This is a genomic window from Stenotrophomonas sp. S41 (genome assembly GCF_016624625.1).
Taxonomy (GTDB): Bacteria; Pseudomonadota; Gammaproteobacteria; order Xanthomonadales; family Xanthomonadaceae; genus Stenotrophomonas.
On the sequence record NZ_JACVTV010000048.1, the window covers coordinates 1 to 20,810 of the forward strand.

Annotated in this window: 17 protein-coding genes; 11 read left to right on the forward strand and 6 right to left on the reverse strand. The window is 67.7% G+C overall.

Going from position 1 to position 20,810, the window contains the following annotated elements:
- Positions 1-81: 81 nt before the first annotated feature.
- Together IAE56_RS11660 and IAE56_RS11665 are read right to left on the reverse strand one after the other, a co-directional pair.
- Positions 82-1,629: a sulfite reductase flavoprotein subunit alpha gene (locus tag IAE56_RS11660; RefSeq protein WP_108769027.1), complete on the reverse strand. Its 1,548-nt coding sequence runs from the start codon at positions 1,627-1,629 to the stop codon at positions 82-84.
- On the reverse strand, positions 1,626-2,054 hold the full coding sequence (locus IAE56_RS11665; RefSeq protein ID WP_108769026.1) for a PAS domain-containing protein: 429 nt from the start codon (positions 2,052-2,054) through the stop codon (positions 1,626-1,628). Before IAE56_RS11665 ends, IAE56_RS11660 begins: the two co-directional genes overlap by 4 nt.
- A 345-nt stretch (positions 2,055-2,399) precedes the next feature.
- Here IAE56_RS11665 and glgA point away from each other — a divergent pair, with 345 nt between their 5' ends.
- From glgA to glgX, 7 genes are read left to right on the forward strand one after another with little or no spacing between them, the layout of a single operon-like run.
- Positions 2,400-3,944 (forward strand): glycogen synthase GlgA, encoded by a 1,545-nt coding sequence (glgA, locus tag IAE56_RS11670; protein ID WP_267912586.1) that lies wholly within the window; start codon positions 2,400-2,402, stop codon positions 3,942-3,944.
- Between the two features lie 44 nt (positions 3,945-3,988).
- Positions 3,989-6,175, forward strand: coding sequence for a 1,4-alpha-glucan branching enzyme (locus tag IAE56_RS11675; RefSeq protein WP_234456040.1), 2,187 nt, complete (start codon positions 3,989-3,991; stop codon positions 6,173-6,175).
- A complete protein-coding gene (gene treZ, locus IAE56_RS11680; RefSeq protein ID WP_200752668.1) occupies positions 6,172-7,893 on the forward strand; it encodes a malto-oligosyltrehalose trehalohydrolase in 1,722 nt (573 codons plus the stop codon). Before IAE56_RS11675 ends, treZ begins: the two co-directional genes overlap by 4 nt.
- Complete coding sequence (locus tag IAE56_RS11685) at positions 7,890-9,728, forward strand: 4-alpha-glucanotransferase (RefSeq protein ID WP_200752669.1); 1,839 nt, start codon at positions 7,890-7,892, stop codon at positions 9,726-9,728. Before treZ ends, IAE56_RS11685 begins: the two co-directional genes overlap by 4 nt.
- Positions 9,725-12,265 carry a malto-oligosyltrehalose synthase gene (treY, locus tag IAE56_RS11690; RefSeq protein WP_200752670.1) on the forward strand — a complete coding sequence of 847 codons (2,541 nt, stop codon included), beginning with the start codon at positions 9,725-9,727 and terminating at the stop codon, positions 12,263-12,265. Before IAE56_RS11685 ends, treY begins: the two co-directional genes overlap by 4 nt.
- On the forward strand, positions 12,252-12,425 hold the full coding sequence (locus IAE56_RS11695) for a DUF2934 domain-containing protein (protein ID WP_108769021.1): 174 nt from the start codon (positions 12,252-12,254) through the stop codon (positions 12,423-12,425). Before treY ends, IAE56_RS11695 begins: the two co-directional genes overlap by 14 nt.
- The gene (gene glgX, locus IAE56_RS11700) at positions 12,412-14,532 is read left to right on the forward strand and encodes a glycogen debranching protein GlgX (RefSeq protein WP_200752671.1); all 2,121 of its coding nucleotides are present in this window, start codon (positions 12,412-12,414) and stop codon (positions 14,530-14,532) included. The genes IAE56_RS11695 and glgX overlap by 14 nt, the downstream gene beginning before the upstream one ends.
- Positions 14,533-14,598: 66 nt before the next feature.
- Here glgX and IAE56_RS11705 read toward each other — a convergent pair whose 3' ends face one another.
- Both IAE56_RS11705 and IAE56_RS11710 read right to left on the reverse strand, forming a co-directional pair.
- A complete protein-coding gene (locus IAE56_RS11705) occupies positions 14,599-14,913 on the reverse strand; it encodes an AzlD family protein (protein ID WP_108769019.1) in 315 nt (104 codons plus the stop codon).
- The gene (locus IAE56_RS11710) at positions 14,910-15,644 is read right to left on the reverse strand and encodes an AzlC family ABC transporter permease (RefSeq protein ID WP_200752672.1); all 735 of its coding nucleotides are present in this window, start codon (positions 15,642-15,644) and stop codon (positions 14,910-14,912) included. The genes IAE56_RS11705 and IAE56_RS11710 overlap by 4 nt, the downstream gene beginning before the upstream one ends.
- A 125-nt stretch (positions 15,645-15,769) precedes the next feature.
- Here IAE56_RS11710 and IAE56_RS11715 point away from each other — a divergent pair, with 125 nt between their 5' ends.
- On the forward strand, positions 15,770-16,234 hold the full coding sequence (locus IAE56_RS11715; protein ID WP_108769017.1) for an Lrp/AsnC family transcriptional regulator: 465 nt from the start codon (positions 15,770-15,772) through the stop codon (positions 16,232-16,234).
- Between the two features lie 10 nt (positions 16,235-16,244).
- On the opposite strand, the gene IAE56_RS11720 is transcribed toward IAE56_RS11715, so the two are convergent.
- Entirely contained in the window at positions 16,245-16,643 is a 399-nt protein-coding gene (locus IAE56_RS11720; RefSeq protein WP_200752673.1) for an OsmC family protein, read from the reverse strand.
- 155 nt (positions 16,644-16,798) lie between these two features.
- Between IAE56_RS11720 and IAE56_RS11725 the strand changes: the two genes are divergently transcribed.
- The 3 genes from IAE56_RS11725 (at position 16,799) to IAE56_RS11735 (ending at position 19,523) form a co-directional block, all read left to right on the forward strand.
- Positions 16,799-17,200, forward strand: a complete 402-nt coding sequence (locus IAE56_RS11725) for a response regulator (RefSeq protein ID WP_200752674.1) — start codon at positions 16,799-16,801, stop codon at positions 17,198-17,200.
- Positions 17,201-17,227: 27 nt separating this feature from the next.
- Positions 17,228-18,787, forward strand: coding sequence for an HWE histidine kinase domain-containing protein (locus IAE56_RS11730; protein WP_234456037.1), 1,560 nt, complete (start codon positions 17,228-17,230; stop codon positions 18,785-18,787).
- A gap of 82 nt (positions 18,788-18,869) precedes the next feature.
- Positions 18,870-19,523 carry a hypothetical protein gene (locus tag IAE56_RS11735; RefSeq protein ID WP_234456038.1) on the forward strand — a complete coding sequence of 218 codons (654 nt, stop codon included), beginning with the start codon at positions 18,870-18,872 and terminating at the stop codon, positions 19,521-19,523.
- A gap of 182 nt (positions 19,524-19,705) precedes the next feature.
- Here IAE56_RS11735 and IAE56_RS11740 read toward each other — a convergent pair whose 3' ends face one another.
- Entirely contained in the window at positions 19,706-20,794 is a 1,089-nt protein-coding gene (locus tag IAE56_RS11740) for a catalase family protein (protein ID WP_200752676.1), read from the reverse strand.
- Positions 20,795-20,810: the final 16 nt, after the last annotated feature.

Sequence of the window (20,810 nt, forward strand, 5' to 3'; positions counted from 1 at the left end):
GGCATGGCCCGGCGCTACCCCCTGCGGAACGCTGCTGCCCTTGGTAGCGCCGGGCCATGCCCGGCGGAATGGATTCCGGCGTCAGTACAGCTCGCAGTGCGTGCGGCCTTCACCGCGCAGCGCGTCCCACTGCCCCTGGCCGCCGATCGCATCGATGGCCTCGCGTACCGCGCCTTCCAGATGCCGCTTGTTGCCACACAGGTACAGATGCCCACCACGTGACAGCAGGTCGCGCACGTCGTCGGCGCGTTGCTGCAGCACGTGCTGTACATAGACCTTTTCGGTGCCGTCACGCGAGAAGGCGGTGTGCAGCCCGGCCAGCAGGCCGCCAGACTGCCAGTCCTGCAGCTGTTCGCGGTACAGATAATCGTGCTCGCGGTGCTTCTCACCGAACACCAGATGCACATCGCGCGCACAGGCGCCGGCCTGCAGTTCCTGCATCAGGCCCATCAGTGGTGCGATGCCGGTGCCGGTGCCGACCATCAGCAGTGGCGCGTCGGGGGCGTCGGGCAGATGGAAGCCGGGGTTGGAGCGGCAGTACACGCGGGCATGGCCACGGCCATGCAGCAGGCTGCCGGTGGCCGTACCGAAGCGCTCGCGGCCGCGCAGGGTGTAGCGCACTTCGCGCACGCACAGGCTTACCTGGTCATCGCCAGGATGGGAGGCAATCGAATAGGCGCGGGGCAGGCGCTGCGAGAGCAGGCCGCACAGCCGTTCCAGCGGGACGCTGTCCGGGGTCGCGTGGTCCTGCAGCAGGTCCAGCATGTCCAGCCCGTGCAGGTAGGCGTCCATTTCGCGTTTCTGGCTGACCTTGAGCAGGCCCTTCAACGTCTCGCTGCCGCTGAGGCGGGCCAGCTCGCGCAGCACGCTCTTGCTGTGCAGGCGCAGTTCGCGGTCCTGCAGGGCGGTGATGGCAGCAGGATCGCCGTACCACGTGGCCAGCGCCTGCAGCAGTGACGGATCGTTGTCGGGCACTACGTGCAGGGTGTCGCCGGCCCGGTAGGCCATGCCGCTGCCGGCGATCTCGAGTTGCAGGTGCCAGGCCGCCGGCCCATGGCTGTTCAGGCGACGGCGTTCGAGGATGGGTGCGGCGAAGGCGTTGTCCTCACCATAGGCAGTCACCTGCAGCCGCAGGTCCTGGCCGGCCGCCAGATCCCCCTGCAGCACCTGGCCCAGTACCGGCCGCCACTGCTGGAAGAACTGTTCGTAGCCGAGGTCGGCATCCACGCGATGCAGCAGAGGGATGGCCTTGCGCTCGCTCAGCGCCGTGTCCAGCGCCTTGGTGAAGCCGCAGAAGCTGGGGTAGCCGGTGTCGCCGAGCCCGAACACTGCGTAACGCAGGCCCGGCAGCTCGGTGATCTGGCGGAGGCTGTCGAAGAACTGCTCGCCGTTGGCCGGCGGCTCGCCATCACCGAACGAACTGGAGATGGCCAGCAGCACGTCGCCGTGGCCGAGGCTGGCGACATCGATCTGGTCGAACGGCAGGACCTGCGGCGCGTGCGGCTGCAGGTCCGGGTCCGCGCCCAGGCGCTGGGCCAGGGCGCGGGCATTGCCCGATTCGGAGGCGAAGCCCACCAGCAGTCGACCGATGGGGAGCCCCGACAGGTGGCTGGCGGGCAGCGCGTTCATGCGGCTTCGTAGAAGTCGTCGAAGGTTTCCTTGCTGAACTCGACCAGGTCGTAGTTCTGCATGAGATCGTTCACCACGCGGCGGATGCTGATGTACGAGGTGATGTTGCCCTCGGCGTCAAACAGGGGCTGCACGGTGGTATCGACCACGTAGAGCGCGCCGCCCTTGCCGAGGTTCGGCACGATGCCGGTCCAGATCTTGCCGGCCTTGATGGTGTCCCACATGTCCTTGTAGACGGCCTTGGGCACGTCCGGGTGGCGGACGATGCTGTGCGGCTGGCCGATCAGCTCCTCGCGCGCAAAGCCGGTGAGCGTGCAGAACAGGTCGTTGGCATAGGTGATGTTGCCCTGCAGGTCGGTGGTGGAGATCACCATGACGTTCTGCAGGGCGTTCAGCAGCTGGGCGTTGTCGGGGGTGTAGCTCATCGCAGGTCCTCTGGAAGCCGGCAGCGCCGGTGTTGGGGTTCCTGCATAGAGATACGCGCCAGGTGCATGCTGCGGATTGATATTGGTCAAGTGCAGCCGGGTGAGGCCCTGCGACCGGGTGACGCAGGGTGCCCACGGCGGTGCGCACCCAACGATGCGTACTGAGCTGATGCCGCGCTGTCACAAAGAAATCGCCGTCGCTTCACGGTTGTTTGATATGGAACAGTGCACATTCGCGTAGAGCCTACGCAAACGTCCCCCACGTTCCGCGACGACTTCCTTCCCAGACCTGGCGCCCATTCGGGCGCGGCTGGCGTCTGCCTGACTGATTCAGAGAAGTTCACCATGGCCCTCGACCTCGTCGCCGATTCCCTGCACGATCCCGTTGCAGAGACTGTCCTGCCCGCCCTCGACCTGGTGCCGATCGGCACCCGCCGTGGCCCATCACAGCCGATCGAACTGCCGGAGCTGGTGCAGCGGGTACTGTTCGTTGCCACCGAAATGGCGGACTTCATCAAGGCCGGCGGCCTGGGTGATGTGGCAGCCGCGCTGCCGCGCGCGGTGCGTAGCGGCTGTGATGCGCGCGTGCTGTTGCCGGGCTATCCCGAAGTGCTGCAGCGCCTGCCGCATCTGCGTGAGGTAGGTCGCATCGCCGGCCGTGCCGGGCTGCCGGCCTGCACCGTGGCCATGGCGCTCCAGGCCGATGGCCTTCCTATCTATGTGCTGCTGTCGCCGGCGCTGTACGAGCGCGAGGGTTCGCCCTACGTGGATGCGCAGGGCCGCGAATGGCAGGACAACGCGGTGCGTTTTGCCACCTTGTCCCATGCCGCTGCGGAAGTGGCCGCCGGTCGTGCCGGGCTGGACTGGGCGCCGCAGCTGCTGCACCTGAATGACTGGCCGGTGGCGATGGCCGCTGCCTATGTACGGTGGGATCGAACCGCGGTGCCGACCCTGCTGACCATCCACAACCTGGCCTACCAAGGGCTGTTCCCGTTTGCTCTGGCGCCGACCCTCGGCGTACCTGCGGAGCATCTGGACGAACTGCATTTCCATGGCCATATGTCCTTCCTGCAGGGCGGCATTGCCAATGCCACCCGCCTGAACACGGTCAGCCTGCGCTATGCGCAGCAGATCACCGCTGCCGAGGATGGCTGTGGCCTGCACGAACTGCTGGCGCAACGCGCTGCCGGTGGACACCTCAGTGGCATCGTCAACGGCATCGACGCCAGCTGGGATCCGCGCCGTGACATTCACCTGAAGGCACGTTTCAGCATCGGCCAGTGCGCGGGTCGCGCAGAGAATGCGCAGGCCGTGCGCCAGGCCTTCGGGCTGCAGCCCTCGTCGGGCCCGCTGTTCGCCGTGGTCTCGCGTCTGGTCCATCAGAAGGGCCTGGATATCACCTGTGACGTCGCTCCGCAGATTGTGGCGGCCGGTGGCCAGCTGGTGGTGATCGGCGGTGGCGAGCCGCAGGTGGAAGCGCAGGTGCAGGCACTGGCACAGCGTTATCCCGGTCGGGTCGGCGCCTTCATCGGGTTCGAGGAGGGCCTGGCGCGGCAGATGTTCGCCGGCGCTGATTTCCTGCTGATGCCATCGCGCTTTGAGCCCTGCGGCCTCAGCCAGATGTACGCGCAGCGCTTTGGCTGCCTGCCGATCGCGCATGCGACGGGGGGCCTGGTTGATACGGTTGAGGACGGCGTGACCGGCTTCCTGTTCCATGGCGCCAATGCCGATGGGCTGCGCCGCTGCGTGGAGCGGGCGATGCGCACGTTCCGGCTGCCAGCACTGATGCACGCGATGCGACGTGCGGCGATGCTGCGTCCGGGCGGCTGGGAAACGGCCGGCAAGGCCTACCTGGCGTTGTACCAGCAGACCTGCCAGGTGGCTGCATGAGTGACGAAGGACGGGGTGCGGTGGCGTTCGACTACGAGGTGGTGATGCAGGGTGATGCGGTTGCGCCGTTGGCAGGTGAGGTGCACGCCCTGGCGCAGGGCCTCCCGGCCGATGCGTTCGCCTGGTTGGGCCCGCATGCCGACGGGAGCGGTGGCCGTGTGATCCGCGCGTTGGTGCCAAACGCACAGCGAGTGGAGGTGATCGAGGCCAGCGGCCGCCGCTGGGACCTCCGCAGCACTGAGCTTCCGGGCCTGTTCGAGGGACGCGCCGGTGCCGACGCGATCCCGCTGCTCGCGCTGCATTTCCCCGATGGCGTAGAGCAGGTACATGACGCATATGCGTTCGGTCCGCTGCTGGATGAGGCGCTGCTGCAGCGTATTCACCAGGGCGACGCCGAGGCGGTGCGCGCACTCGGCGCCACCGAGATGACCGTTGAAGGCATCGAAGGCGTGCGTTTCGCAGTCTGGGCACCGAACGCGCAGCGCGTGGCGGTGGTCGGTGACTTCAATGGCTGGGACGGTCGCCGCCACCCGATGCGGCTGCGCCATGCCGCAGGCGTGTGGGAGCTGTTCATCCCCGGGGTGCGGCCGGGCGCGTGCTACAAGTACCGCCTGATCGGCGCAGACGGCCTGACCCTGCCCGACAAACTCGACCCGATGGCACGCTGGGCCGAGCGCTCACCCGCCACCGCCTCACGCGTGGTGTCTGCCGCGCCGCTGCAGTGGACCGACCAAGCTTGGCTGCAGCGGCGCAGCCGGCAGGGCATCAACGCGCCGTTGTCCATCTATGAGGTACACGCGGGATCCTGGCAGCGCGCCGAGGATGGCAGCGTGCTGGATTGGGATGCACTGGCGGATCGGCTGATCCCCCACGTCACCGGGCTGGGCTTCACCCACATCGAGCTGCTGCCGATCAGTGAGCATCCCTTTGGTGGCTCCTGGGGCTACCAGCCGCTGGGCATCTACGCACCGACGGCGCGCTACGGCACCCCGGAAGCCTTTGCCCGCTTCGTGGACCGCTGTCACCAGGCCGGTCTGGGCGTGATCGTTGATTGGGTCAGCGCGCATTTCCCCGACGATGCCCACGGCCTGGCGCGCTTCGATGGCACCGCGCTGTACGAGCACGCCGATCCCCGTGAGGGCAAGCATGCCGACTGGGACACGCTGATCTACAACTATGGCCGCAATGAAGTGTCGGCCTACCTGATCGGCAGCGCGCTGGAGTGGATCGAGCACTTCCACATCGACGGACTGCGCGTGGATGCAGTGGCGTCGATGCTGTATCGCGATTACAGCCGCCCCGAGGGGCAGTGGGTGCCCAATGCACAGGGCGGCCGCGAGAACCTGGAGGCGGTGGCCTTCCTGCAGCGCATGAACGAGACCCTGCGCGAGCGCTTTCCGGACGTGCTGGTGATCGCCGAGGAGAGCACGGCCTGGCCCGGTGTGACCAATGCGGTGGCCGGCGGCGGGCTGGGCTTTACCCACAAATGGAACATGGGCTGGATGCACGACACGCTGCACTACCTGCAGCGCGACCCGGTGCATCGCCCGCATCATCACAGCGAGATCAGCTTCGGCCTGGTCTATGCCTTCTCAGAACGTTTTGTGTTGCCGCTGTCGCATGACGAGGTGGTGCACGGCAAAGGCTCGCTGCTCACCAAGATGGCGGGCGACCGCGTCCAGCAGTTCGCACAGCTGCGGGCGTACTACGCCTTCATGTGGGCGCACCCGGGCAGCAAACTGCTGTTCATGGGGGGCGAGTTCGGTCAGTCGGGCGAGTGGGCACACCAGCGCGGACTGGAATGGGAGCAGGCGGCGACAGCCGAGGGCGGCGGATTGATGCGTCTGGTCGGTGATCTGAATGCCCAACTGCTGCATCAGCCCGCACTGCATCGCGATGAGCGCGACGAGCGCGGCTTTGCCTGGAGTGTGGCCGACGACAGCCGTAACAGCGTTTACGCCTTCATCCGGCAGGACCCGACCGGCGACGCACCGGCGATGCTGGTGGTCTGCAATTTCACGCCTGTGCGCCGCGAGGGCTACCGCGTTGGCGTACCCGAATCCGGCCTGTGGTCGGAGCGGTTGAACACCGACAGCCACCATTATGCAGGCGGCAACGCCGGCAATCTGGGCGCGGTGGCCACCGATGCGAGACCGATGCACGGGCACGCGCAATCACTGCGGCTGACCCTGCCGCCGATGTCCACGCTGTACCTGCAGGTTGTCGCATGACCGCTGCCGGTCGTCTGGGTGCGTGGCCAGCGGGCGCGGGGATGGTGGAGTTCAGGCTGTGGGCGCCTGACATCAGCCAGGTGGAGCTGGTACTGGGCGGCGCCACGTTACCGATGCTTCGGCAGGCCGATGGCCTGCATTGGATCCGCACGACGGCGGGGCAGGGCGATCGTTATCGCTTCCGCCTGCCGGATGGCAGCGAGGTGCCGGATCCCGCTTCGCGCTGGCAGCCCGAGGGTGTTGAAGGCCCCAGCGCCGTCCTGGCCGAGGATGCGTATGCCTGGGAGACGCTGGACTGGCGCGGTGTTGCCTGGGCGGACATGGTCATCTACGAGGTACACGTCGAGGCAGCCGGCGGATTTGCCGCGCTGACGGCGCAGCTGCCGATGCTGGCGGCGACGGGCATCACCGCCATCGAGCTGATGCCGGTGGCGCAGTTCCCAGGGAGCCGCAACTGGGGCTATGACGGTGTATTTCCCTACGCCCCGGCACAGGCCTATGGCGGACCCGAAGCACTGAAGCGATTCGTCGATGCGGCGCATGCCGCCGGCCTGGCGGTGCTGCTGGATGTGGTCTACAACCACTTCGGGCCACAGGGCAACCATCTGGCGCAGTATGCCAAGGACTTCTTCCACAGCGGTCGCAACACCCCGTGGGGTGAGGCCATCAATTTCGAACAGCCGCATGTGCAGCGCTTCTTCATCGACAACGCGCTGATGTGGCTGCAGGAGTATCGGTTTGACGGGCTGCGCCTGGATGCGGTGCACGCCATCGATGATGACCGCTTTCTGCAGCAGCTGAGCGATGCGATCCGGACCGAGATGCCGCGCGCGCACCTGGTGCTGGAAAACGAGCGCAACCAGGCGCGATGGCTGCGGGGTGCCTACCAGGCGCAGTGGAATGATGACTTCCACAATGCGCTGCATGTGCTGCTGACCGGGGAGCACGAGGGCTATTACGCTGCCTACGCCGGGCGCGCCGAAGCACTGCTGGCGCGTTGTCTCGCCGAGGGCTTTGCCTGGCAGGGCGAGCCCGACCTGCATGGCGAGGCACGCGGCGAGCCCAGTGGCGACCTGCCGCCGTCCCGCTTCGTGGTGTTCGCGCAGAACCATGACCAGGTAGGCAATCGTGCCTTCGGCGAACGGCTGAGCCAGTTGCTTGACCCGCCGGCCTTGCGCATGGCCACCGCGCTGACCGTACTGACGCCCATGGTGCCGCTGCTGTTCATGGGCGAGCCGTGGCAGGCCACCTCGCCGTTCCTGTTCTTCACCGATTACCAGGCGCCGCTGGACGAAGCGGTGCGCGAAGGGCGTCGACGTGAGTTCGCCGGCTTCAGCGCGTTTGCCGACGCCGCCTCGCGGGCGCGGATTCCCGACCCGAATGATCCCGCGACGCTGCAGGCATCGTATGTGCCGCCACCGGGCGCCGGCATCGCGGCACAGCAGTCGCTGGCGTGGCTTCGCGATCTGCTCGCCCTGCGCCGACGCTGCCTGCAGCCCGGCCTCGAGCAGGCGCGCTCGCTGGGCGCGACGGTGCTGGGCACGGGTGCGGTGCAGGCGGGCTGGCAGCTGCCTGCCGGGCAGTGGTGGATCGCCATCAACGCAGGGCCTGCCGAAGTGCCGCACTCGCTGCCTGACGGAGAATCGCTGCTGGATCTGCCCACCGGCCCGTGGCTGCAGGCGGGCGGTGGTCTGCAGCTGCGCTGGCTGCCGGCATGAGCGGCGATACAGCGCTGCAGGCAGCCGCGCGTTCTGCGGGGCTGATGCCGCAGTGGGAGGATGTTGCCGGGCGGCATTGCGAGGTGGCGCCGGAGGTGCTGCGCGCCGTGCTGCAGGTGCTGCAGCCGCAGGCGGAAATGGCGGGCGCACCACTGCACACCGCGATCTGCGGGAAGCCGGTGGTCCTGCCCGGCGCTGCGGGCGCGGCGTGCTGGGTCGATGAGACCGGCCAGCAATGCGACGCGCGCCAGGATGCGGCTGGGCGATGGCCGGTGCCGCTGCAGCCCGGCTACTGGCATTGGCAGCAGGGGGCGCGTCGTATCGCGGTCGCCGTCGCACCGAAGAGGGCATGGTGGCCCGCGCATCTTGACCGTGGCTGGGGCTTGGCGGCGCAGGTCTACAGCCTGCGCAGCGCAGGCGATGCCGGCATCGGTGACAGCGCCGGCTGTGCACCATGGCTGCAGCGTCTGGGGCAGCACGGTGGGCAGGCGCTTGCGCTCAGCCCGATGCACGCCGGCTTGCCGCCGGGTGCCGGCTACAGTCCATATTCGCCCAGCGACCGCCGCTGGCTCGACCCGCTGCAGGCCTCGTTGTTGCAGGCGCTACCGGATGCCGCCCGCGCCGTGCTGTCGGAGGATCCAGCGCTGGCCGAGGCGGTGAACGCTGCTACGGCCGCGCGGCGGCTCGACTGGCCCGGTGCGGCTGACCTCAAGTGGCGCTGGCTGCGCGCGACTCGACGGCAGCTGCAGCAGGCGCAACCCGATCTGTGGGCCGAGGTCTGCCAATGGCAGGACCAAGCAGGCGCGGCGCTGCAGGAATACGCTGCGCTGGCGGCCGATGCCCGCAGTGGCAACGCGCAGGACCACGCCTTCGCACAGTGGGTGGCGCAGCGCTGCTGGACGGACCTGCACTCGCAGGCGCGGAGCAACGGCGCGGCCATTGGCCTGATTGCCGATCTGGCGGTGGGCTGCGCACCCGACGGTGCCGAAGCGCGAACGCAGGCCCACGCCATGCTGGCCGGCCTGGAGCTGGGTGCGCCACCTGATGCCTTCAATACCCACGGCCAGGCGTGGGGCATCACCGGCTTCTCGCCGCTGGCGCTGCGCAGGCAGGGCTATGCGCCCTTCATCCACCTGCTGCGGGCGGTCATGGCCGGCCGTGGTGGCGTGCGCATCGACCATATCCTCGGCCTTCACCGGCTGTGGGTGTTGCCGCAGGGCGCATCCGCCCGCGACGGGGTCTATCTGCAGTTTCCGCTGCAGGATCTGTTGAACCTGCTGGTGCTGGAATCGTGGCGGCACCAGTGCCTGGTGATCGGCGAGGACCTGGGTGTTGTTCCGGCAGGCATCCGCCAGCAGCTGGCCGCGCGCGGGGTGCTGGGTGTGGATGTCCTGCCGTTCACCCGTGATGCGGCGGGCTTCCTGCCTGCCGAACGCTGGCGCCGCGACGCCGTCGCCATGCCGTCCACCCACGATCTGCCGCCGCTGGCCGGCTGGCTGCGCGGGCGTGATCTGCGCTGGCGCGCACGCCTGGGCGAAATCGAAGACCTGCCCTCAGCACTGGGGCAACGGCGCGTGGATGCCGTGGCCCTGTCCGACCTGATTCATGGAGATTGCGTGGAAGACGATGCACTGGGCCTGCTGGCCAGGACCCCCTCGCGGCTGTCCCTCCTTCCATTGGAAGACGCGCTGGGACTGCGTACACAGGTCAACCTGCCGGGTACCGTCGGTGGCCACCCGAACTGGCGGCGGCGCTTGCCGCTGCACTGGAATGAGGCCGCACTGCAGTCGCGGCTGCAGCGCGTCAGCGCGGGTCGCGACGGAGGCCAGGCATGACCGCACTTCGCGCGACCGCACGCCTGCAGCTGCATGCCGGCTTTGATTTCGACGCCGCAGCGGCACAGGTGGACTACTTCGCCACGCTGGGCGTCAGTCACCTGTATCTGTCACCCATCGCCGCAGCGATGCCGGGTTCCACGCACGGTTACGACGGCATTGATCCCACCCGGATCAACCCGGAACTGGGCGGCGAGGACGGCTTCCTGCGGCTGGCGCGTCGATCCCGCGAGCGTGAGCTGGGGCTGCTGCTGGACATCGTGCCCAACCATCTGGCCGCCGCGCCGCAGAATCCGTGGTGGTCGGACGTGCTGATGCACGGGCGGCGCAGCCGCCATGCGCAGTGGTTCGACATCGACTGGGAGGCGGCCGGCGCGGGTCAGCGGCTCTGGCTGCCCGTGCTTGACCGACCGCTGCAGGAGGCCATCGAGGCTGGCGTTCTGCGGGTAGAGGAGTTCAAGGACCAGCCCTGCCTGGTCCATCACGATCTGCGCCTGCCGTTGTCGCCGCGCAGCTATCCGTTGCAGCCTGGCGCCCGCCAGGGCTGGATCGAGCGCTGCAACCGCTCCGCGGAGCGCATGCACATGCTGCTTCAGCGGCAGCACTATCACCTGGCCTGGTGGCGCACCGGGGGCGACCAGGTCAACTACCGGCGCTTCTTCGACATCACCTCGCTTGCCGCGTTGCGGGTCGAGCGCGAGGACGTCTTCGATGCCACGCACGCGCTGCCGCTGCGGCTGGTGCGCGACGGTTGGGTGGATGGCCTGAGGATCGACCACATCGACGGTCTTGCCGATCCGGGCGGCTACCTGCAGCGGCTGCGGGCACATCTCGATGCCGCCGCTGAAGCAGGCGGTCGTCGTGGTGCGGACATCACCCTGCACGTGGAAAAGATCCTCGCCGAGGGTGAGGCATTGCCTGCCGGCTGGGCGTGCAATGGCACCACGGGCTACGACTTCATGGACCAGGCCGGTGCGTGGCTGCATGCACCCGATTCGGCGAAGGCCTTGAGTGACCAGTGGCAGGCGCGCTCAGGCGACACGCGCAGTCTGGAGCAGGTGCAGCAGGCGGCCCGCGATGCACTGCTGGATGGATCGCTGCACGCAGACCTGCAGCGACTGCTGGTCTGTGTGCGGCAGACAGTCGGTGAGGCGGCAGGCCTCAGTGACATCAGCGACGCGATGTTGCGTCGGGCACTCTGCGCGCTGCTGCGCCACTATCCGGTCTATCGCCCCTACGCATTGCAGACAACGGCCGAGCGGAGTTTTCTGGCCAGGGCCGAAGCAGCTGCCGTGCAGGATCTCGACGCCGCGGGGCGCGCGGCCGTGAGCCTGCTGGTCAGCGCCCTGCAGTCGCCCGAGAGCCAGGAACTGCGCGTGCGGTTCGGCCAGCTCTCGGCACCGCTCAATGCCAAGGCGGTGGAAGACACGGCGTTCTATCGCTACTTCCGTGCGCTGTCACGCAACGAGGTTGGAAGCGATCCGCAGCGCATCGGGCTTGACGGCGAAGCGTTGGTTGAAATTGCCGCGGCCCGTGCGCGCCAGCACCCGCTTGCGATGCTGGCCCTGGCTACACACGACCATAAACGCGGCCCGGATGCGCGTGCGCGCCTGGCGCTGATCAGCAGCGATGTCGGGGCATGGCAGGCGGCGCTGGCTAGTTGGGAGCAGCAGTGCGCGGCGGCGGCGATGCCGATGCCATTGCCCGCTGCTGAAAGCTATGCACTGTGGCAGGCGCTGGTGGGCGCCTGGCCGATGCATGGTGCGCCCGACGCGGACTTCCCGAAGCGCATGGACCAGTGGCTGCGCAAGGCGCTGCGGGAAGGCAAGCGGATCAGCAACTGGCTCGATCCCGATCTGGCCGTTGAAGACGCAGCGCAACGGTGGCTGCAGGATCTGATGCACGCCAGCGAACTGCAGGGCCTGCGCGATGCGCTGGCTGGGTTCGTGAGGACACGGGCGGCCGCCGGCGCCAGCAACGGGCTGGCGCAGTTGTGCCTGCAGCTGTCCCTGCCGGGTGTTCCCGATATCTACCAGGGCACCGAGTTCTGGGATCTCAGTCTGGTCGATCCGGATAACCGGCGCCCCGTGGATTTCGCACGCCGCGCACAGGCATTGGCTGATGATCGCTCGTGGGCGCAGGTGCTGCAGGACTGGCACGAAGGCGCGCCGAAGACTCGCCTGCTTTCGCGGTTGCTGCAGCTGCGGCGCAACCATCCGGCGTTGTTCCTGGACGGAACGCTGCGGAACCTGTCCGATCCCGCTTCGGCGGATCTCGTCTTCGTGCGCGAGCACGCAGGACAGGTGTTGCTGGTGGCGGTGCGCAGGGCGAGTGCCGGACGATGCCCCGGTCCTGGCCTTGTGTGGACAGAGGATGCGGAGCGGCGCGTGTCTGCGCTGCCGCAACGAACGATGCACAACGTGCTGGACGGCCGCACGGAGATTTTCAACGGTTCCGCCTCGGATGCGCTGCTGTTTGACGGCAGCCCCGTTGCGGTGTGGATCAGCCAGGAGAGTGGGGCAGATGGACAGCAGTGAGCGACGCCGACGCATCGAGATGCTGGCGCACCAGATCTGGGAGGCCGAGGGCCGCCCGGATGATCAGGAACAACGTCATTGGCACATGGCCGAGCGTTTGGTGGAAGCAGAGATAGCAGCCCTACATGCGGGTAAGGACGAGAACGATGGCAACCCGTAAGTGGACCCAGACCTCGCGCGTCCGCGAGGGCAGGCCGTTCCCGCTGGGTGCGACCTGGGATGGGCTGGGAGTGAATTTCGCGCTGTATTCGCGCCATGCCACCAGGGTGGAACTGTGCCTGTTTGATGCGCGCAACCGCGAGATCGAACGCATCGCGCTGCCGGAGTACACCAACGAGGTGTGGCATGGCTACCTGCCGGATGTGCGCCCGGGCCAGCGCTATGGCTACCGCGTGCATGGCCCCTATGCGCCGCAGGATGGGCATCGCTTCAACCCGAACAAGCTGCTGCTGGACCCCTATGCCAAGCAGATCGTGGGCGAGATCAAATGGGCGCCGCATCTGTTCGGCTATACGCTGGGACACCGCGATGGCGATCTGAGCTTCGACCGCCGCGACAGCGCGCCGTACATGCCGCGCTGCGCGGTGATCGATCCGGCGTTCAGCTGGGGCAGCGAGCGCGCGCCCGCAACGCCCTGGGACCGCACGGTCATCTACGAAGCACACGTGCGTGGACTGACGATGCAGCATCCGGGCGTCCCCCAGGCCGAGCGCGGCACCTTCTCGGCGCTGCGGCACGATGCGGTGGTGGACCATCTGGTGTATCTGGGGGTGACGGCTATCGAGCTGCTGCCGGTGCATGCCTACGTTGATGACCAGCAGCTGCTGGAGCGCGGCCTGCGCAATTACTGGGGCTACAACACCATCGGCTTCTTTGCGCCGCAGCCGCGCTATCTGTCGCTGGAGACCGTGGCCGAGTTCAAGCAGATGATCGCCCGCCTGCACAGTGCCGGCATCGAAGTGATCCTCGACGTGGTCTACAACCACACCGCCGAGGGCAATGAACTGGGGCCGACGCTCTCGTTCAAGGGCATCGACAATGCCAGCTACTACCGCCTGGCCGATGACCGCCGCTTCTATATCAACGACACCGGCACCGGTAACACCTTCGACCTGACCAACGCCGGCGCCCTGCGCATGGTGATGGATTCACTGCGCTACTGGGTGACCGAGATGCGCGTCGATGGCTTCCGTTTCGACCTCGCCACCATCCTCGGGCGCGAGCGCCATGGCTTTGATCCGTCGGGCAGCTTCCTCGATGCGGTGCGCCAGGACCCGGTGCTGAGCCAGGTGAAGCTGATCGCCGAGCCGTGGGACATCGGCCCCGGTGGCTACCAGCTGGGTCAGTTCCCGCCGGGATGGGCCGAGTGGAATGACCGGTTCCGTGACACGACCCGTGCGCTGTGGCGGGGTGATGCGGGCCAGTTGCCGGAGTTCGCGGCCCGCTTCACCGGGTCTGCGGACCTGTTCGACCACCATGGCCGCCGGCCCTCGGCCAGCATCAACCTGGTCACCGCGCACGACGGCTACACCCTGCATGACCTGGTCAGCTACAACGACCGCCACAACGAGGCCAATGGCGAGGACAACCGAGATGGCCATTCGCACAACCTGTCGTGCAACCACGGCGTGGAAGGCGATACCGACGATGCGGGCATCCTCGCCCTGCGTTCGCGGCAGATGCGCAACCTGCTCGGCACGCTGCTGCTCGCGCAGGGTACGCCGATGCTGCTGGCCGGCGATGAGTTCGGCCATTCGCAGCAGGGCAACAACAATGCCTACTGCCAGGACAATCCGCTGAGCTGGATCGACTGGGAGCGCGCGGCGCAGCCGGGTCCGCAGGCGCAGGCGGCCTTCGTTCGGCGCGCGTTGGCATTGCGCCGGCGCTATGGACTGCTGCGACGCAATCGCTTCCTGACCGGCGACTTCGACGCGTCGCTCGGAATGCGCGACATCGAGTGGCGGCGCCCCGATGGTGAGCCGATGGGCGAGGGCGACTGGCACAACCCCGAGCAGCGGGCGCTGTTGATCGTGCTCGACGGCCGCAGCCCGGACAGCGGACTGCGCGAGCCAGGGCGCCACGTCAGCCTAGCCCTGCTGCTGAACCCCGGCGAGCAGGAGCAGCGGTTCCGGCCCTCCGACGAGACGCTGTCGTTCCGTCGGGTGGTCCTGCAGACCGATGATGCGCCACTGGAGATGGATGAGGAGGGGCAATGGACGTTGCCCGCCCGCAGCCTGTGCCTGCTGGGATCTAGCAGCGCAGGGTGATGACGCGGCAGAGACGCGATCCTGCGCTGCCAAGGTAGTGCCGGGCCGTGCCCGGCGGATGCCAATTCACCCCAGCACGTAGCGCAGCACGCCCGCCGACACCACGCCGATCAGCACCGTCGGCAGCATCGACAACCGCGTGGCGGCCAGCAGGGTAATGGCCAGCGCCGCCAGGTCGGCCGGGTTGTCTGCCACGAAGTCCGGTGCGATCACCGAGATCAGCACGCAGCCCGGCGCGGCCTCCATCACCGTCACCGCGCGCCTGCTCAAGGTGCGGTTGCGCAGGGCGAGGTAGCCGACGATGCGGGTGAGATAGGTGACCGCGGCCATCAGTACGATGGTCAGCAGCGCGGTCCAGTGGATCAGTCCGCCGAGGATCATGCTGCGTCCTCCGCCAGCAGCCACGCCGCTGCCAGGCCGGCCAGGGCGCCGCTGGCCACGTACCAGGCGCCGGGCACCAGCAGGTAGGTGCCCGCCGCCACCACCAGGCTGACCAGCCAGGGGCGGGCGGGCTTCATGCCCTGCCACATGCCCCGCAGCAGGACCAGGAACACGGCCGGGAAGGCCATGTCGAAGCCATAGGCATGGATGTCGCCCAGCAGTGGCCCGACCAGTGCGCCGAGGGTCGTGCACACCACCCAGACGGTGTAGAGGCCGGCCGAGACACCCAGGTAATAGGCCAGGCTGAATCCCAGCGCCCGCCGGCGGGCATCGGCAACGCCCAGTGCCCAGCTCTCATCGCACATGAAGAACAGCGCCGGCAGCACCCGGCGCCGCGGCAGGTGCTGCAGCAGCGGGGCCAGGCTGGCGCCCATCAGCAGGTGGCGGCTGTTGACCAGCGCGGTGATGGCCACGATCAGGGCAATGTGCGGCGGCGAGGTCCACAGCTCGACGGCAGCGAACTCCGAGCCGCCGGCGAAATTGAGACCGGTCATCAGCGGTACTTCCAGGGCGCTCAGGCCCTTCTGTGCGGCCTGCGCGCCCAGCACCAGGGCGAACGGCAGGAAGCCGATCATCACCGGGATGGCGGCGCGCAGGCCGCGCAGGAATTCGGCACGGGGCGCGGTGTCGCAGGCGGGGTCGGGCAGGGGCAGGGTGGTGCGGGCGTCCATGGAGCGATCGCGTGTGTGGGGACGACCATGCTAGCGGCGAAGCCGCAGAATCGGGTTGCGTTGATGCCGCAATGATCCGACTATTTGAAATCCTGTGCGCCCTTGCAGCAATCCGGTGAAATGCAATGCAGAACGAGCTTGACGCCCTCGACCGCCGCATCCTCGACGCCCTGCAGCGCGATGGCCGGCTGCAGAACCTGGAGCTCGCCCGCCAAGTGGGCCTGTCACCCTCCGCGTGTCTGCGCCGGGTGCGCCTGCTGGAAGAGGGCGGCTACATTGATCGCTACGTGGCCCTGCTGAACCCGGCCAAGGTGGGCCGGGGGTTCACCGTGTTCGTACGGGTCTGGCTGCGCGGGCAGGACGAGGACACCACCAACCACTTCATCAACAGCATCAAGTCGTTCCCGGAGGTACTCGAGTGCCACCTGATGGCGGGCGACTGCGATTTCCTGCTGCGGGTGGCGGTGGCCGATCTCGATGCCTACCGCCAGTTCCAGATCCGGCACCTGAACCGGATCGCCGGCGTGCAGAACACCAAGACCGAGATCCCGATGCAGCGGATCAAGCAGACCACCGAACTGCCGCTCTGAAATCCGGCCCTCAGCCGGCCTGGCCGCGCTCGCTGGTAATGCGGGCGCCTTCGCGCATCACCAGGGTCACCGGGGTCTTCTCCACCACCTCCAGCAGCCGCGACCACTGCGCATCGCTCAGTTCGGCGCTGGCATGCAGCACCCGGTGCACGTGCAGGCGGCCATCCTCGTCGCGCTCGGAGCGCAGCTCGGCGCGAAATTCGCCCAGTTCCCAGCCCTTGCGCTGGGCATACATGCGCAGGGTGATGGCGGTGCACGACGCCAGCGAGGCCAGGTACAGGTCGAAGGGGGCAAAGCCGCGGCCCTGTCCGCCCAGCGTGGCCGGCTCGTCGGCGTCGACGCTGAAGGTGCCGTTGCTGACGTGGTGCAGGTAGTTGTCGGCAGTGGAGATGATGCGGGCGTAGGCCATGGCGGGACAGGGGAGAGTGGAGACCGGGAAATGGTACCGCCGCCGGCCCGGCCTGGCGCGGGCACCTGCGCGCGGTCGTCACGCGCTCTTGTAGGCCGATTGGCCACCCTTTGCCTGCAACAGTCGGAAGTGCCGCCTGGACAGGAGCGTTGTACGTGTTGGAAGCCGTTGATAATCCGGGCCTGGAAGGCGTGCGTGTGCTGGTGGCGGAAGATGAATTCGCCATCGCCATGTTCCTGGTCGACTATCTGGAACTGAAGGGCGTGCAGGTCGTCGGACCCGCGGGCGACCTCGCCGCGCTGGGCAGGCTGGTGGATGAACAGCCCATTGACGTGGCGCTGCTGGATATCAACCTGGGTGGCCAGCAGGTCTACCCCCTGGCCGATCGCCTGGTCGAAGCCGGCATCCCCTTCCTGCTGACCTCCGGCTACGACGACAACGTGCCCAGCCGGTTCGCCGACGTGCCGCGCTGTGCCAAGCCGTATCACATCCAGGCGCTGGCCCAGCAGCTGGAGACGCTGGTGCAGGCCACGCGTGCTGCCGCAAGTGGCCCTTGAAGGCTGCGCATGGGTAGCCGATTGCAGATGAGCTCGCCCGTGGCGACCACGCCGGTGCTGCCGTCGTCACCACCGCTGCACGCGCTGCGCGGCGGCATGGCCGAGCGCATCGCCGCGCACGACTGGTCGGCGACGCCGCTGGGTGCGCGCGAGGAGTGGGCCCCCCACCTGCGGGCGACCGTCGACCTGATGCTGGCGCACGGCTTTCCGATGATCGTGCTGTGGGGCGAGGAACTGGTCCAGCTGTACAACGATGGCTACGCCGAGATCCTGGCCGACAAGCACCCGGGCGGCCTGGGCCAGGCCACGCGCATCTGCTGGCCGGAGGTGTGGCACATCAACGGCCCCATCTACGCCCGCGTCTGGCAGGGCGAGACCATCACCTACGAGGACAAGCTCTACCCGCTGGCCCGGCAGGGCGTGCTCGAAGATATCTGGTTCACCATCACCTACAGCCCGATCCGTGACGCCGGCGGGCGCATCGAAGGGGTGCTGGTGACCATGTTCGAGACTACGTCCGCGCACACGGCGCACGCCGCGCGGGCGCACGAGCAGCAGCGCCGGCGGCAGAGTGACGAACGCCTGTCACTCGCCTTCCAGATGCTGCCGGTGGGGCTGTGCATCGTCGACACCGAGGGTCGGGTGCTGCAGTCCAACGAGCAGATGCGCGCCTACCTGCCCACCGGTCAGCTGCCTTCGCGTGACACCGGCAACATGCCGCGCTGGCAGGGCTGGCATGAGGATGGCAGCCCGATTGGGCCCGAGGACTTCGCGGTCGCCCGTGCGCTGCGCGGCGACACGGTGGTGCCCGGGCTGGAGTTCCAGTTCACCCATGATGATGGCCAGGTGCGCTGGACACGCATCGCGGCGGCGCCGCTGCGCGACGCGCAGGGCGAGGTCACCGGCGTGTTCGCCATCGCCGTCGACATCGACACGCTGAAGCGTGCAACCGAGCGCCAGGCCGTGCTGCTGGCCGAGCTGCAGCATCGGGTGCGCAACATCATGGCGATGATCCACGCCATTGCCTGGCGCACGCAGGAAACGGTAAGCAGCGTCGAAGAATATGCAGAGCGCCTGTGCGGCCGGCTGATGTCGCTGGCGCGCACGCAGGCGCTGCTGACGCGCGCCGACAATGCCGGCGTGTGCCTGCGGGGCATGCTGGACGAGGAAATATCGGTGCAGGTGCATCGATCGGACCAGTACGGGCTCGAGGGGCCCGACCTGCTGCTGCCGCCGAAAGCGGCCGAGGTGCTGTCGCTGGCGGTGCATGAGCTGGTGACGAACTCGCTGAAGTACGGCGCCATCAGCAGGAATGGCCGCATCAGCGTGTCGTGGTCCGTGCAGGCGGAGGACGGGGGCAGTCCCTGGCTGGCGCTGCACTGGTGCGAGAACCATGTGACGGTTTCGGACTGGTCGCCGCCGCAGCGGCGGGGCCTGGGCTGCTCGCTCATCGAGAAACGCGTGCCCTACGAACTGGTGGGCAGCGGGCAGCTGCAGTTCCGCGCCGATGGCGTAGATGCCCATATCCGCTTCCCGCTGCGTGAGCGCGACAGCCTGCTGCAGACGGATGCGCCGGCCACGGGGTGAGCAGTCGTCGGCATTGTCCGCGCCGCGTGCACGGCCTGTGCGATGATCCGGGGCATTGAAGCCATGGATGAGGATGCAGCACATGAACGAAGGGATGCAGTGGCTGGTGCGCGGTCCGCGCGCGTCTGTCACGGGGGACGCCATGCACGTACGTCGCTTTGCCGGCGCATTGTCTGCATTGATTGTGGCCGCGCTGGCCCTGCCCCTGCAGGCGGCACCCGCGCCGCCCAGCCTGGTGCAGGCGCTGAAGGCGGCCGAGGCTACCCTGCAGCTCATTCCGGGCGATGACATCGAACTCGACTTCCGGCCTGCATGGACTGGCGTGGCCGATCTGGATGGCGATGGCCGTTCCGAGATCATCTACTTCTACACGTCCACCTACACCGGGGGAACGTTCGCACAAAGGAACGTCGTTGCCGTGATGACGGCACTGACGCCGGATGATCCACGCGGCAAGGAGAATCCGAAAAGCCTGTCGCCGGTGGATGCCGAGGACTACGCGGCCATCCGTGCATCCGGCTATGCCGATGATGCGGGCATGCAGATACCAGGTGCGGTGCAGTCCATCCGCATCGAGGGCAGCCGCATCATCGTCGACTTCATCGTGACCGCCGGAGCGACGGTCTGCGAGATACCCCGCCACGACCGCGACTTCCGCCACGTCTGCCCGCCAGAGGGGCCGTATCAGTGGGTCCTGCACTGGACGCCGGGAAAACTGACCCGGCAGGAGCCGTAGCGTCGAGCTTGCTCGACTGATCCAGCGCTTCGTAGCGCCGAGCCCATGCTCGGCTGCTCCCGCTCTTTGTAGCGTCGAGCTTGCTCGACTGCTCCCGCTCTTTGTAGAGTCGAGCTTGCTCGACTGGCTTGCAAGAAACAGTCGAGCAAGCTCGACTCTACATCGCTCACCGGCGGGCTGGATCATGTGCCTGCAACCGGCTCGTGCAGCGGGCACCGATTGTGCTGCGACCGGTGCGCACGCGAGGCGGCCATGACGACCTTGCGTGCGCGGTTCAGCGCACCCAGCGGCCGATGTGCTTCCAGCGCGTGCCATGGACTGAACGCCAGGCGGTCTTCGACGCCCGGTGATTCCGCATCATCCCAACTCACCTGGGGCGGAACATGCAGCTCGGCCACGGCAATGAACGGGCTCTGCTCCTCTGGCCATTCCACCGAGGCATCCTCGATGGGCATCGTTTCTTCGTCCCGGCACAGCTGTGCACACAGCTCCCACACCAGATCGGCGCGTCCGCTCGCAAGCGCCTCCTGGATGGCATCGCGCTGGCTGTCCTCGCTGTTCTCTACCGGTGCACCATCCAGTGCCTGCAAGGTCGCCGACACAGGACGCAGGCAGAACTTGGCCACGTAGGGGCCGAAGCGGAACGGCACCTGGCTGAAGAAGGTTTCCCCCATCGGGTGTGTCTGCGGTTCGCCGCCCATCCCTTTGATCTTGCCGCTGCCGCCGCCTGCGGCTTCCAGCAGCCTTTCGCCGCCGCGCAGGGCGGCCGAAATCACTGCCTTGGTTCGCGGCATGCGCTCGGTGGTTGCCGCCAGCAGCTTGGTGGAACGGAGAAAGCCTTTTGGACCCGGGCTGGTGAAGGCCGGGCCGTTCACCATCAGGAAGTCCTGGCTGTGCTGTTCTTCGCTTTCCGCGACGCGGGCGCCGCTCACACCAAGGATCTTGATGGCGATGGCGCGTGGGGTGGACACCGTGTCCGGCAACTGTTCGGCGGGCGGGGAAGAGAAGCGGACGAGCGCCTCATACGTTGCAGGCGCAGCGAAGAGTCCGTGTGCCAGTTCCTGCGGCAGGCCATCAGAAACCCGCAGCCTGCCCTTGAGCAGCGCCTGGCCTTTTGCATGCACGGCACGATGCGCATGGCCTTCGGCTGCGGCCACCGTGCGGGCCATGCCGAGGAACACCTGGCGCAGCGCGTCGATGGTCTCGGCTTCGTCAGCCTCTGGCTGCTCCATGCCGGCGTGGAAGAAAACGGGGGAAAGTAGCGTGCGCATGGCTGGCTCCATCAGG